This is a genomic window from Undibacterium sp. GrIS 1.8 (assembly GCF_040544445.1).
Lineage (GTDB): Bacteria > Pseudomonadota > Gammaproteobacteria > Burkholderiales > Burkholderiaceae_D > Undibacterium.
The window spans coordinates 15256-29219 of record NZ_JBEONQ010000036.1 but is presented as its reverse complement, the minus strand read 5'-3'; the positions used below and the strand labels follow the sequence as shown (position 1 = coordinate 29219).

Genomic DNA, 13964 nt, shown 5'->3' with positions numbered 1-13964 from the left:
CAAACAAACCGGATTGTTCTAAAGCATCTTGTAAAATAGCGAGATATCTATTTTGAGTAAATCCCCATGCAAGAACAGTTAGAAGTTGATTTTGAACGTCGTTTTGGCGGTATCGCCCGCCTGTACGGCAGCGCGGGACTAGAGCGCTTTAAACAAGCGCATATTTGTGTGATCGGTGTCGGTGGTGTGGGTTCCTGGGTGGTAGAAGCTCTGGCGCGTAGTGCGATCGGCCAGATCACGATGATCGATCTGGACAATGTGGCCGAGTCCAATATCAACCGGCAAATACAAGCCACCAGCGAGACCATTGGTAAGGCCAAAGTCACCGCGCTGGCGGAGCGGATTGCACAAATCAATCCATTTTGTACTGTCCATGAAATCGAAGATTTCATCGCGCCTGATAATTTGACGCAGATGATAGGCGCTCATCAGTTTGACTATGTGATCGATGCGATTGATAACGTCAGAGCAAAAACTGCGCTGATCGCTTATTGCCGCGAGCATGCTGTACCGCTGATCACGATTGGTGCAGCGGGCGGGCAGACTGATCCGGGCAAAATTGAAATACGGGATTTGTCCCGCACCGAGCAAGAACCTTTACTGGCATTGGTGCGCAAACGCTTGCGCCAAAATCACGGTTTTCCACGCGGAGTAAAAAGTAAATTTGGGATTGATGCGGTGTTCTCGATGGAGGCATTGAGCATGCCCGAGACGGCGGAAGCGTGCGAGGTCGGGGATGCGTTAGCTGGCAATCCGGGGACGAACAGTGTCGCTGCTGTTACTGGATTAAACTGCGCTGGCTTTGGGTCTTCTATCGTCGTGACTGCGTCGTTTGGTTTGATGGCGGTGGCGCATGTACTGCGCAAATTGGCTGGATTAGCTTAAGAAATCGTCACACTGGATATGGAGTTTTTAGAATTTCTCCGGCGTGAATTTTTGAATGTATATTTAATATACTCCCCTTATTTTTTATTAAAAATTGACCAAGTGTCCAAGGAATATATGGACATTTAAAATATACATAGTGGGAGTATTTATTTTTTCCTGCGCTGCCTGAGGGGATTTCTGGCATCGAATTCTACGTAATTCTCCGCATGATTTTCCACTTTGTCTCTCCCGCTAGTCGCCCGACCATGTAGGGATTTCAATCATAAATTTGAGATCGGCGGAAGGCACAAACCAGTGTTTGTGCCCTTTGCAAAAGAAAGCGACTATCCGTCTGCGCCATCTGCTCAATCTGCCATTAGGCAGAAATTGTGTTACGACTTACCAAACACCTCATTCAATTGTTGTGTCACACGGATAAAGGTCGTGCGTTTGGTCAGCTCCTTAAGCTTATGCGCGCCGACATAAGTACAGGCTGAACGCACACCGCCAAGAATATCCAACAAGCTGGCATCAACCGGACCACGATACGGGATCAGCACTTCTTTACCTTCCGACGCGCGGTATTTGGCAACGCCGCCGGCATATTTGTCCATCGCGGCTTTGCTGCTCATACCGTAGAAACGTTTGTATTGCTGACCATCGCGCTCCACCAGATCGCCGGCACATTCATCATGTCCTGCCAGCATGCCGCCCAGCATAATAAAATCTGCCCCGGCACCAAATGCTTTCGCCAGATCGCCCGGTACAACGCAACCTCCGTCAGCACAAATTTGTCCGCCCAAACCATGTGCTGCATCTGCGCATTCAATCACAGCAGACAGTTGCGGGTAACCTACGCCCGTCATCTTGCGCGTGGTGCAAACCGAGCCTGGGCCTATGCCGACTTTAACGATATCCGCGCCAGCAAGTATCAATTCTTCAGTAATGTCGCCAGTCACGACGTTACCCGCCATGATGGTGATATGAGGATAGGCATCCCGTACTTTTTTAACGAAGTGGATAAAGCCTTCCGTATAGCCATTGGCAACGTCGATACAAACATATTCGATCGCATTCTTGGCACGCGTCATGACCGCCGTGAATTTTTCAAAATCAGATTGCGTAATTCCCATCGAATAAAACGCGGTTGATTTTTTCTCCAAACCCGTGAAATAGTTGACCAAGGTATCTTCATCATAATGCTTGTGCAAAGCGACAGAAAGCTGATGCTGACCGAGCGCGTTCGCCATCTCTAAGGTGCCGGTAGAATCCATGTTGGCGGCGATGATGGGGATGCCCTGGTATTTTTTTTGCGAATGATGAAAGATAAATTCGCGCTGTAATTCGACTTGCGAGCGGGAGGTGAGGGTAGAGCGTTTAGGACGGATCAATACGTCTTTAAAATCGAGCTTGAGGGTTTCTTCAATATGCATTACGACTCCTGTGTCCGGTTGGCAGGCGCACGAAAACGGTCATTTCAACATTAAAATGACCGTAGAAAGTTTCGAGCCGTGCTTGAGTATAGTAAGTATTTGGCCGATTACCGATTTAATTTCGATATAGGCGGTATCAGCGATGACATATACCAAGAACCGGATTGGGAAAATGCGTTAATCCACGATGTAGGTCAGTTTTGCGTAAGTCTTAAGAGTGTATTAATAGCTATTTAGTGACAGGCTCCAGCACCTTTGTCGGTAAAGCCGCTGCCATCTACAGGGATAAATTCCCACTCATAGTTTTTGTCGTGGAGCGTTAGTTTGAGTACGCCTGCGGTCGAATTGTCACGCACTTCTGTTATCACTTTTGGGAAGAACATCGGCGTCAATTTTGCTCCGCCGGTGCCGACTACAAAACTACGTATGCCGTTTTTTTGATCGATTAATCCATCCGCATTCAACGGTGCAAAGCGCTCGTAGTCATGGTCATGGCCTGCCAGGACGATGTCTGCTTTTGCTTCTGCCAATAATTTCCATGCGGCCTGCATGACTGCATTATTGCCATGTCCACCAGAGCTGAATGCAGGGTGATGCCAAAAGGCGAGCGTGCAACGAGTTTGATGTTTATTACTGAGTTCATCTTTTAGCCAATGCAATTGTGCTTGCATTTGTGCGCCTTCAATATTGCTATTGAGCGAAATGATCTGCCACTGACCAACTTTGCTGCTGTAATAGCCGCGCTTTTCAGGGCCAGCAAGTTCACCAAAATAGTTGTAGTAGCCTTGTGCTGCTGGCATGTCGTAATCATGATTGCCTGGAGAGGGGAGGGTGCGTGCTTTAAATCTGCCCCAGGTAGGCTCGTAGCACTTAGTAAATTCTTCTGGATTGCCGACTGGATAAGTATTGTCACCCAACGAAATTGCAAGGGCTTTGCTATCTGCGGCTAAGCCCGCTTCGATGATGTTGGCAGTTTTGGCCGCCATGGTGTCAGCTGCTGTTTTTTTTCTGCAATCGGCGATGTCGCCAGCCGCAAATACGGTGACCGATGTGACGTTTGATGTTTTGAGCGATTTTGATGTTGCAGTTTTTGTTTTTACAGAAGTCTCTGCAGTGCTAGTTTCGTTAGCAACTGCATTACTCGCATTGAGATTAGTTGCTGCACTGGCAATCAGGACGAGAGAAATAAAGCGTGAAACAAAATTATCTGAGAAATAATTTTTGGTGGAAAAAACAAATCGTGGCATGAACAGCAATCTTATTAAAATGAACTTAGCGATGAACTTAGCGATGAACTTAGTGACGAACTAAGTATTCCGGTTGATGTTGGAATTACTCCGGCAATGGGGATTAGTTGGGAGCAGCATTTTACATCTTTAATATTATTAGGACTTGCGCCCATTGATAGTCACGTAGCGTAAATTACAGCTTGGTGTGGCGCAATCGTAAAGCGTTCGCGATCACAGAAACAGAACTCAGACTCATCGCTGCACTCGCAATCATCGGGCTGAGCAGAATGCCAAACCAAGGGTAGAGCGCGCCCGCTGCCAGTGGTACGCCAATAAAGTTATAGGCAAATGCGAAGAATAAATTTTGGCGGATATTTTTCATCGTATGCTGGCTGAGCGTACGTGCTTTAAGAATGCCGCGCAAATCACCTTTAACCAATACCACGTGGGCGCTGTTCATGGCGATGTCGGTGCCGCCACTGTTGCTGTTGTTTGTGCCACCACCCATCGCAATACCAACATTCGCTTGTGCCAGTGCAGGCGCGTCGTTGATACCATCACCGGCCATGGCAACGATGCGTCCTTGGGCTTGCAGTTGTTGTACAAAACGATATTTATCTTCTGGCAGTACATCTGCATGGACCTCATTTAGTCCGAGCTGAGTTGCGACTGCTTTAGTGGTTAAGGCATTGTCACCACTCAAGACAATGATGCGCAAACCGCTCGCCTGTAATTGTTGTATTGCTTGCAGGCTTGTCGCTTTGATGCTGTCTGCCACGCTAATAATACCGGCCAGATTGCCATCAACCGCTAGCAGCATGACGGTATGTCCAAGGCTTTGTAATTCTGTGACGCGTTTATCCAACTCCTGTAGCTGGATTTGATGATCTTGCATTAACTGCCGGTTCCCGAACAGAATTATTTTGCCATTCCATTCGGCGCTAACGCCTTTACCGCTGATCGCTGTAAAGTTGTCGATTTTTTCCGGCGTGATGTGATGCTGTTCGGTGTAAGTTAGGATGGCATGTGCCAGCGGATGTTCACTTTGTTGTTCTAATGCGCTGCTAATTTGGAGTATGGTTTTTTCTGTAAATCCGCTACCGCAAATAATCTGTTGCAAGGCAGGTTTGCCTTCGGTCAGAGTACCGGTCTTATCGATGACAAGCGTATCAATTTTTTCCATTAGCTCTAAGGCTTCTGCATTTTTGATCAGGATACCTTCAGTTGCGCCACGGCCAATACCCACCGTAATAGAAATGGGCGTTGCCAGACCTAGTGCACAAGGGCAGGCAATAATCAATACCGACACCGCCGCCATTAAGCCATTAGCTAAGCCTGGTGTAGGGCCGATTATCGCCCAGACGGCAAACGCCAAGATGGCAATTCCCATCACCGCTGGTACAAACCAGCCAGAGACTTTATCCGCCAGACTTTGGATAGGCGCACGTGATCGTCCGGCGTCATTCACCAATTGAATAATTTTTGCTAGCAAGGTGTCGCTACCAATGCGCTCGGCACGCATGCTAAAGCTGCCTTGCTGATTGATGGTGCCAGCGCTGACATAATCTTTGGCTTGCTTAGTGATATGCAAAGGCTCGCCTGTGATCATTGATTCATCTACATTTGAGCGACCTTCCAGTACGACGCCGTCGACCGGAATATGCGCGCCAGGTTTGACCCTTAAGACATCTTTCAGTTGTACTTGGTCTAGTGCGATCTCGGTTTCTTTGCCCTGCGCATCTAGTCGAAAAACACTGCTTGGTGTTAGTGCCAATAAGGATTTGAGTGCGGCATTGGTGCGTGAACGCGCACGTAATTCCAATACTTGGCCCAATAATACTAAAGTAATAATTACTGCCGCTGCCTCAAAATATAAAGGCGCCATTCCATTCATTAAGAACGCTTCTGGCAACCATTGCGGTACCAATAAAGCGACCAGACTAAATAAATATGCCGTTGCAGTACCCACGCCAATCAGGCTAAACATATTTAAATGATGCGATTTAAACGAGGCGATTGATCGTTCAAAAAATGGCCATCCCGCCCACAAAACAACTGGCGTGGCGAGCGCAAATTGCAGCCAGCTAAACGAAGTCGACCATAAGCTCATCGCTAGTCTTTCGTGCAGTTGCAGCGCTGGCAACATATCGCCCATGCTGATTAATAATAAAGGCACGCTAAGCAAAACACTAAATCTAAACCGACGTGTCATATCATCCAGCTCTGTCGTATCTTCTTCCGCACTGGCTTCCATCGGCTCTAATGCCATGCCACATTTTGGGCAAGTACCAGGGCCTATTTGCTGGATTTCTAAGTGCATAGGACAGGTATAAATCGCGTCTTTAGCAATGGGTTTAGTTGCCGCTTTTGGGGGCGGATTGAGATAGGTTTGCGGATCTTTGCTAAATTTATTCAGGCACCCGGCACAGCAAAAATAATAGATTTTTTGTTGATATATGAATTGATGAGTGCTGTTGTCAGCCACGCGCATATTGCATACGGGATCGGTGTGTTGAATCAACTGAGAGTTGCTTGCATTGTCACCATTCTTGCTATTGTCACAGCAAGTATCTTTTAAGTTTGGCTCAGTCAAAGACTGCGGAAGCGGTGAGGTAGGGGATGCAGTAGCGTTAGCAGAAGTTGCAGACAACACAGATCCGCCAATCAACTTTTTAGTTTTGACAAAAGCACCCGGGTTTGCATTAAATTTATCGACGCAAGATGCGCTACAAAAATAGTGACTGACACCTTGGTAGCGCGCCATTTTCTCTGGATTTTTAGTAACTTGCATGCCGCAAACCGGATCGAGATATTTTTTCTCTTCGTGACTATCCAGGGCCGGCACAGGAGCCGGAGTGATGGAACTTCCTGTTCCACCGCAACATGATCCGCCATGCAGATCATCTGATTCATTTTGGGTTTGATTCATCATAAATACTCCGCGCTATATCAACTTATTTTTTGCAACTTATCTTTTGCAACTTATCTTTTGCAACTTAATTGGGGCGATTTTTCGTAAGCCATATCTGTTTCAATCTATCATAGACGCCGTACCCAACTACGTAGTCAAGCACTTTATGGAAAATACTTCAGCTAGCTTTTACACTATCGGACGTTTGGCACGCGTCGCGGGTGTGGGAGTAGAGACCATACGCTATTACCAGCGTCGCCAACTGTTGCCTGTCCCACATAGTGACGGTACAGGTGGTTTTCGTGCCTACCCCGTGGCCTTGGTGGACCGCATCCGTTTTATCAAACGAGCGCAGGAATTAGGTTTTACTCTGGATGAAATCAGCCATTTATTATTGCTAGAAGACGGTGATGACAGGGTAGCGATACGTGAAGTTGCTAACGAGAGATTATTGCAAGTACGCGCCAAACTAGCGGATTTGCAAAAAATGGAACATATGCTGTCGGACTTAATTCATCAGTGTGAGGTGAGTGCAGGTGCTGCAAGCTGTCCGATCATTCAGGCTTTGGGACATTCCAAATCTCATTGCTAAAAAACTCTATATAACTTGCTTTGCCCTAAGCGGTCACTGACCACGCGCTGTCCGTACACTTTGTTAATACAGTAGTGATTCTAAAAAATAGCATATAAATCATAGGCTTATCGAAATTTTGGTACTTGGCATATTTCGTGCTGAAAGAACATTATTCTTTCCAAGGAGTACACCATGAATCCCGATTCGACCTCGCGCCCGTTAATGGGTTTACAGCGAATTTTAGAATTAACAGCAACTATTTTGCTGGGGTTTGTCTTGTCTTTATTGATGAGTTTTTTCTTACTCGGCAATGGCAAAATCGACCGGCTCTCTTCTTTGTCCCCCTGCCGTTTGTTACATGTCAACGCATCTCTCCAGTGGTGTGACGGTGGTGAATTGACGTCGCAGGTCTGTGCTGAAGTAGAGGGCGCAGCCTGCTATGTTTTCTCAAGACTGATGTCAGCGACCTATATTTGTGCTGAATCTGAGCACATAGGGCCGTTTTTTAGTTTGGGTGATGACACCCAATTTGCCGTGTCCGGCGGTTTTCAAAAAGTGTCCGCTCATTTGTTCGCGGACAGTCTGCGGACACTACATTCAGCCAATCGGAAAAAGCTAATGCTTAATAAATCAACGACTTAGCTCTGGCACGAATACTGCAATACAGCGGCTACACATCAGTTTTTGCACATCAGCGTTCACACACTCACATCAAAAAAAATTAAAAATGATCCGCGATACTTCTGCCCAAGATTCTGTCATTGCCGCTACACCAGTCTGGCGTAGTAAAAAAATTTACCTGATTCTGGTAATCGTAGCCGTGATCGTGATTGCGACTATCGTCTTACTCAGTGCATGGACTGGTAGCGCACTATCGGTCAGTGCGTCACGCTTGAGTATTGCGACCGTAACACGCGGCAAACTGGTCCGAGATGCTGCTGTCAATGGCCGTATGGTTGCTGCGAACAGCCCCACTTTATATGCCACCGCACCTAGTACCGTGACTTTGAAAGTCAAAGCTGGCGACAAAGTCAGTAAGGGTGACATCGTTGCAGAGCTAGAGTCACCAGACCTCAGCAATGAGCTTAAACGTGAACAGGCCAATTATGAACAGTTAGAAGCCGAAGTCGCTCGTCAGCACATCCTCGCGCGTAAGCAAAAATTATTAGCCAGACGTGATGCCGATCAGGCCGAGATTGATCGGGTCTCGGCTGAGCGCACTTATCAACGGATTGAGAATGCGGGGCAATTGGGTGTCGTAGCAAAGATCGATTTTTTAAAAGCCCAAGATGCGATGAAATCCGCACAAATCCGCGCCAAGCATGCAGAGCAGGCGACAGGTCTAGAAAATGAGGATGTTGATCTGGTGCTGAAAACCAAGAACAGCCAATTACTGCAACAGCGCTTAGTGCGTGATAACGCACAACGTCGTGTTGACGATCTTAGACTGCGTGCGCCGGTTGATGGCATCGTTGGTACTTTGTCTGTAGCGAATCGTAGTGTAGTCGCTGCGAATACGCCGCTGATGACTTTAGTCGACCTATCACAGCTGGAAGTTGAATTGGAAATTCCAGAAACCTATGTTGCCGATCTAGGTCTTGGTATGAATGTAGAGATCACCATCAACGGCATCAATGCGATTGGTAAGTTATCTGCATTATCCCCTGAGGTCGTCAAAAACCAGGTGCTTGCCCGAGTACGTTTTAACGGTCAGCAGCCCGCAGGATTGCGACAAAGCCAGCGCGTCTCTGCCCGCTTATTAATTGAGGAAAAACCGGATGTCTTAATCGTCCCCCGTGGCCCTTTTGTCGAGAGTGAGGGCGGTCGCTTTGCCTACGTTGTCGAAGCCGGTGTCGCTATGCGAAAGCCGATCAAAATAGGCGCAACCAGTGTTACCTCAGTGGAGATTTTAGAAGGGTTAAAAACAGGTGATAAGGTCGTTATCGCCGGAACCGACACTTTCCAAAATGCGCAACGGGTGACGATCAACAATTAGATTGTCTACTCATGACCAGCTCAATATCAATATCAATATCAGTTCAATATTAAATCAGCATCAATTTTTAAGCCTAATCCGTCGTCATCAGATATCAACCATTAGTTAATTACATCGAGAGTACAACTATGTTACGCATGAATAATCTCAGCAAAGTGTATCGCACCCACATGATAGAAACACATGCGTTGCGTGGTTTTGAAATCCATGTCAAAGAGGGCGAATTTGTGACCGTCACTGGTCCGTCTGGCTCCGGTAAAACGACGTTTTTGAACATCGCAGGCTTGCTGGAAGAATTCTCCGATGGCGATTATTTTTTGGATGGAGTCAATGTTAAGGGCATGAATGACAATGACCGTTCGCGCTTACGGAATGAGAAGTTAGGATTTATCTTTCAAGGCTTTAATTTGATCCCTGATCTAAGTTTGTTTGATAACGTCGATGTCCCACTGCGTTACCGTGGTTTTAATGCGGCTGAACGTAAGCGCCGGATTGAGGAGGCGCTCACACAAGTTGGTCTGGCCTCCCGTATGAAACATTATCCAGCCGAGCTTTCTGGCGGTCAGCAACAACGGGTTGCAATTGCCCGTGCTCTGGCTGGCTCCCCCAAATTACTGTTAGCCGATGAACCGACCGGTAATCTGGATACCCATATGGCACGCAGTGTGATGGAGTTGCTGGAAGAAATTAACGCACGCGGTACAACCATACTGATGGTGACTCATGATCCGGAACTGGCTGTCAGAGCGCAGCGCAATGTGCATATTATTGATGGCCAGGTATCTGACCTGGTACGTCAATCGCCATCGCTGTATCAGACTGAATCAGAGTCCGCCAGTAACTCAATCGCTGCCTAGGAAATGCCATGATTCAATATTATTTTTTTCTAGGTATCCGCAGTCTGCGACGTAATCCGGTATTAACAAGTTTGATGGTGCTAACGCTGGCAATCGGGGTTGCAGCGAGCGTGTCTACGCTGACGATTTTGCACATGATGTCAACTGATCCTATCCCCTCAAAGAGTGATCGCCTGTTTGTGCCTGTCATGGACGGCTCTCCGCTGGAAGGCTATGTCCCTGGCGCACCGATTGAAGAAACACAATTATCTTATCCTGATGTGACCAATTTTTTAAAAGCGGATCAGGGCGTGCGACGTGTGGCGGTGTATGGCGTTCAAATGACATTAGAGCCATCCAGACCAGATTTACGTGTTGCCGATATTCAGGGACTTGCCGTCAGCGCCGACTATTTTGCTATGTTTGAAGTTCCTTTTTCGCAAGGTCAGGGTTGGACTGCCGCAGAAGAAAAAAATGCAGCCAAAGTCGTTGTATTGAGCCAGACCTTAAGCGAAAAACTGTTCGGAAAAGAGAGCGCGCTTGGCCAGCGCTTACGTATGCAAAATAATGAATATCAGGTGATCGGCGTCTTGGGTAAATGGAATCCCTTACCCCGCTTTACCCATTTGATTAACGGCAGCGGCGGCAGTTTTAAAGGGGAAGATGAGTTTTATATTCCTTTCAACACAGCAGCCGTAGTCGAGATAGGACCAAGTGGGTCTATGTGGTGTCATGGTCCTATGGGTGCTGGCTTTAAGGGAATCTTTGCCTCTGATTGCACTTGGCTACAATTTTGGTTTGAAACAGCAACAGCCTCAGATCATACCAAGCTACTTAATTACCTGAATGCTTACACAGCAGATCAAAAGAAAGTAGGCCGCTATCCTCGTGGCGCACCTAATCTTTTGTTGAACGTAAAAGAGTGGATGAGCTTCCTGAAAATCGTTCGGGACGACAGCAAATTATCTGCATGGCTGGCATTTGGATTTTTGTTACTCTGCCTGGTGAATACCGCCGGATTGTTGTTGGCAAAATTTTCTGTGCGGGCGTCGGAGGTTGGTGTGCGCAGGGCGCTTGGTGCCAGTCGGGCAGATATTTTTATGCAGTTTTTTATTGAGACCGGTGTGATTGGTTTAGTTGGTGGTCTTTTTGGATTAGTTTTAAGTTTCGGTGGACTTTGGCTGATCTCAAGACAGTCGGGTGAGATGGCAGTGCTGGCGAAGATGGACTGGAACATGCTGGTTTTGACCTTCATCCTCGCTGTAAGTGCCAGTGTGTTGGCAGGCTTACTCCCGACCTGGCGCGCATGTCAGGTGACGCCAGCGCTACAACTTAAATCCCAATAATAGTAAAGAGGATCAATATGGAAATCCGTCCGATTTTATCTGCGTTGTTGAGAAATAAAACAGCACCGCTGTTAGTTGCGATACAGGTTGCTATCAGCTTGGCGATTTTGACCAATGCCATGTATATCGTCCAGCTGAGGCAAGAAGCATCCGTGCGCTCCAGCGGTATTAATGACGAAGCTAGTGTGTTTCATATTACGAGTAGCCGCCTTCAAAGGAAATCAATGGATGACTTTAAAGCGGTATTACAGCGCGAAAAACAATTGCTGCGTGCGATACCCGGTGTAGTCTCTGTGGCACAAACATCGCAGGTGCCAATGTCGCGTTCAGGTAGTCGTTCAAGTATTTCTGTCGACCGTCTACAAACCTTGCCCTCTACTACAGTTGATAATTACAATACCTCTGATTCTTTGGTAAAAACCTTAGGATTAAAACTGATTTCCGGTCGTGATTTTAATCCGGATGACGTCCTTGAATATGATCCGCGCGAACAAAGTGATTTAAGACCGCGTGTCGTGATCGTGACAAAAGCTGTAGCCAAAGAACTCTATCCCAATGAGGCAAATGTGATTGGAAAATCCATGTTTTGGGGCACAGGCAATGATTCCGATGAATCGAAAATCATTGGCGTCGTCGAGAGTTTACAGACTACTGAAGCGGAAAGTACAGGACGGTTTGAGGATTCTGTTATTGCCCCTTTAACTACGGTCAGATCATCGAATACCTACTTTATTCGCAGTGAAGCAGGCCAAAGAGACCGTGTAATGAAAGAGGCAGAATCAGTACTGACTAAAGCAGCCGGAGAGCCAATTATTGTTCGAATGGATACGATAGATAATGAGCGATTTAAGCGTTACCGCAGTGATAAGGCTTTGGCCTGGATGCTGATCGCAGTAAGTGTACTGCTGATGCTGGTGACTGCCAGCGGGATCGTCGGTATGAGTACTTTGTGGGTCGCACAACGTCGCAAGCAAATCGGTGTGCGCCGGGCTTTGGGTGCGCGTAAGGTCGATATTTTGCGCTACTTTATTACCGAAAATATCTTGATTACGACCGGCGGAATTGTTCTCGGCACTATGCTCGCAGTAGGGCTCAATCAATTACTGGTCAATCAGTTTGAGTTAAGCAAATTGCCGCTCCAGTATTTATTCTTTGCACCCTGCGTGTTTTGGATATTGGGTGTCGCTGCTGTGTATGTGCCTGCTTTGCGTGGGGCGAGTATTTCACCTGCTACGGCGACACGTGGCGCTTAGAACGTGATCGGTCCTATCTTATAGGCGTATCGGAAAAACTTTATGTGATGTTCTGTTTTTTTGTGTTGTACGATGCGGTTTAATCCGATATTCCATAATCAATTTCTCTATGCCTAATGTACTCATCATTGACGACAACCCCTCGATTGCCATCGCACTGGAGGTGCTGTTGTCTTTGCACGATATTGCCGCGATCAGCGCGCAATCGCCGGAACAAGGTTTATCGATGCTGGAAAAAAACAACGTCGATTTAGTGATACAGGATATGAACTTTAGTGCGGACACCACCTCTGGTGAAGAGGGCGTAGCCTTGTTCCATCAGATTCGCCAGCATCATCCTGATTTGCCTGTGATTTTGCTCACCGCCTGGACGCATCTGGATGCAGCCGTCGGTTTGATTAAAGCAGGTGCGGCGGATTATTTAGCTAAGCCATGGAACGATCAGCGCCTGATGGCAACGGTAAAAAATCTGATCGAACTGGGGCAAGCTAATCGTGCTTTGCAGCAGCGAGTATTGCGTGAGCGTAAAAATAAACGCGAGCTGGAGCAAAAATATGATCTGCGCAGTTTAGTCTGGCAAGACGCGGCAACTGAGAGAGTCTTGACCATGGCGTGTCAGGTTGCACGCTCAGATGTATCTGTGCTGATCACAGGGCCGAATGGTGCTGGCAAAGAGAGAATTGCCGAAATTATTCAAGCCAACTCCAGTGTTAAGGACGGTGCTTTTGTTGTGTTGAATTGTGGTGCACTTCCTTCTGAATTGATTGAGGCAGAATTATTCGGTGCTGAAGCCGGTGCTTATACCGGTGCCATCAAAGCGCGGGAGGGTAAGTTTGAGGCAGCTGATGGCGGTACCTTATTCTTAGATGAAATTGGTAACTTACCGCTGGCAGGGCAGATGAAGTTATTACGTGTGTTGGAGACTGGACGTTTTGAACGCCTTGGTTCTAACAAAGAGCGTCAGGTTAAGGTCAGAGTGATCAGTGCGACCAATGCTGATTTAACCGCGATGATTAAAGCGGGAAGCTTCAGAGAGGACTTGTATTACCGCCTGAACGTGATTCAGCTCAATTTACCGCCCTTGGCAGATAGACCGGACGATATCATTCCCTTAGCGATGCATTTCTTAAGTCGTGGTGAAAGCGCTGCTAAAACGCTACATCCGTCAGCGCGTACGCTGTTACTGCAATATACCTGGCCCGGCAACGTGCGTGAGCTAAAAAATGTCATGCAAAGAGCGAGTTTGCTTGCCAGTGATTCAGAGCTTAAAGCTAGTGATTTAGGTCTGCCATGCTTGTCAGACATTTCAAACTCGGCACAAGTGCGTGTCAGCGTAGAGGTGGAATTGGATCGTGCCACGATAGAAAAAGCCTTAAGTAAGGCAAACGGCGTGATTGCTCAGGCGGCCATGGAGTTAGGCTTGAGTCGCCAGTCGCTCTACCGGCGCATGGATAGACTTGGTATTAGCAAGGCCGGGTGATCTGAGTGAGGCCTGACGACTCTAAAACTAAGATAGGTT

General features: G+C 47.3%; 11 protein-coding genes. 8 read left to right on the top strand and 3 right to left on the bottom strand.

From position 1 onward, the window contains the following. The first annotated feature begins 66 nt into the window (after nt 1-66). On the top strand, nt 67-885 hold the full coding sequence (tcdA, locus tag AAKU64_RS16075) for a tRNA cyclic N6-threonylcarbamoyladenosine(37) synthase TcdA (protein ID WP_354362431.1): 819 nt from the start codon (nt 67-69) through the stop codon (nt 883-885). Between the two features lie 374 nt (nt 886-1259). Here the strand turns inward: tcdA and AAKU64_RS16070 are convergent, their stop codons facing one another. The 3 genes from AAKU64_RS16070 to AAKU64_RS16060 form a co-directional block, all read right to left on the bottom strand. After that, on the bottom strand, nt 1260-2300 hold the full coding sequence (locus tag AAKU64_RS16070; RefSeq protein WP_354362430.1) for a GMP reductase: 1041 nt from the start codon (nt 2298-2300) through the stop codon (nt 1260-1262). A gap of 233 nt (nt 2301-2533) precedes the next feature. Continuing rightward, nucleotides 2534-3547, bottom strand: a complete 1014-nt coding sequence (locus tag AAKU64_RS16065; RefSeq protein ID WP_354362429.1) for a metallophosphoesterase family protein — start codon at nt 3545-3547, stop codon at nt 2534-2536. Between the two features lie 175 nt (nt 3548-3722). Then, nucleotides 3723-6461 carry a heavy metal translocating P-type ATPase gene (locus AAKU64_RS16060; RefSeq protein ID WP_354362428.1) on the bottom strand — a complete coding sequence of 913 codons (2739 nt, stop codon included), beginning with the start codon at nt 6459-6461 and terminating at the stop codon, nt 3723-3725. A gap of 145 nt (nt 6462-6606) precedes the next feature. On the opposite strand from AAKU64_RS16060, the gene AAKU64_RS16055 reads away from it, so the two are divergent. The 7 genes from AAKU64_RS16055 to AAKU64_RS16025 all read left to right on the top strand — a co-directional run bounded on the left by AAKU64_RS16055 (nt 6607) and on the right by AAKU64_RS16025 (nt 13925). Further along, complete coding sequence (locus AAKU64_RS16055; RefSeq protein ID WP_354362427.1) at nt 6607-7032, top strand: MerR family transcriptional regulator; 426 nt, start codon at nt 6607-6609, stop codon at nt 7030-7032. A 174-nt stretch (nt 7033-7206) separates the two neighbouring features. After that, nucleotides 7207-7656, top strand: a complete 450-nt coding sequence (locus AAKU64_RS16050; RefSeq protein ID WP_354362426.1) for a hypothetical protein — start codon at nt 7207-7209, stop codon at nt 7654-7656. 85 nt (nt 7657-7741) lie between these two features. Then, nucleotides 7742-9010 carry an efflux RND transporter periplasmic adaptor subunit gene (locus AAKU64_RS16045; protein ID WP_354362425.1) on the top strand — a complete coding sequence of 423 codons (1269 nt, stop codon included), beginning with the start codon at nt 7742-7744 and terminating at the stop codon, nt 9008-9010. A gap of 128 nt (nt 9011-9138) precedes the next feature. Further along, nucleotides 9139-9867, top strand: coding sequence for an ABC transporter ATP-binding protein (locus AAKU64_RS16040; protein ID WP_354362424.1), 729 nt, complete (start codon nt 9139-9141; stop codon nt 9865-9867). An 8-nt stretch (nt 9868-9875) separates the two neighbouring features. Continuing rightward, a complete protein-coding gene (locus AAKU64_RS16035) occupies nt 9876-11192 on the top strand; it encodes an ABC transporter permease (protein WP_354362423.1) in 1317 nt (438 codons plus the stop codon). 17 nt (nt 11193-11209) lie between these two features. Continuing rightward, on the top strand, nt 11210-12445 hold the full coding sequence (locus AAKU64_RS16030; RefSeq protein ID WP_354362422.1) for an ABC transporter permease: 1236 nt from the start codon (nt 11210-11212) through the stop codon (nt 12443-12445). 109 nt (nt 12446-12554) lie between these two features. Beyond that, nucleotides 12555-13925: a sigma-54-dependent transcriptional regulator gene (locus AAKU64_RS16025; protein WP_354362421.1), complete on the top strand. Its 1371-nt coding sequence runs from the start codon at nt 12555-12557 to the stop codon at nt 13923-13925. Nucleotides 13926-13964: the final 39 nt, after the last annotated feature.

Coding starts and splice junctions, on each gene's coding strand:
- tcdA (WP_354362431.1), top strand. CDS start 67: ATGCAAGAACAGTTAGAAGTTGATTTTGAACGTCGTTTTGGCGGTATC.
- AAKU64_RS16070 (WP_354362430.1), bottom strand. CDS start 2,300: ATGCATATTGAAGAAACCCTCAAGCTCGATTTTAAAGACGTATTGATC.
- AAKU64_RS16065 (WP_354362429.1), bottom strand. CDS start 3,547: ATGCCACGATTTGTTTTTTCCACCAAAAATTATTTCTCAGATAATTTT.
- AAKU64_RS16060 (WP_354362428.1), bottom strand. CDS start 6,461: ATGATGAATCAAACCCAAAATGAATCAGATGATCTGCATGGCGGATCA.
- AAKU64_RS16055 (WP_354362427.1), top strand. CDS start 6,607: ATGGAAAATACTTCAGCTAGCTTTTACACTATCGGACGTTTGGCACGC.
- AAKU64_RS16050 (WP_354362426.1), top strand. CDS start 7,207: ATGAATCCCGATTCGACCTCGCGCCCGTTAATGGGTTTACAGCGAATT.
- AAKU64_RS16045 (WP_354362425.1), top strand. CDS start 7,742: ATGATCCGCGATACTTCTGCCCAAGATTCTGTCATTGCCGCTACACCA.
- AAKU64_RS16040 (WP_354362424.1), top strand. CDS start 9,139: ATGTTACGCATGAATAATCTCAGCAAAGTGTATCGCACCCACATGATA.
- AAKU64_RS16035 (WP_354362423.1), top strand. CDS start 9,876: ATGATTCAATATTATTTTTTTCTAGGTATCCGCAGTCTGCGACGTAAT.
- AAKU64_RS16030 (WP_354362422.1), top strand. CDS start 11,210: ATGGAAATCCGTCCGATTTTATCTGCGTTGTTGAGAAATAAAACAGCA.
- AAKU64_RS16025 (WP_354362421.1), top strand. CDS start 12,555: ATGCCTAATGTACTCATCATTGACGACAACCCCTCGATTGCCATCGCA.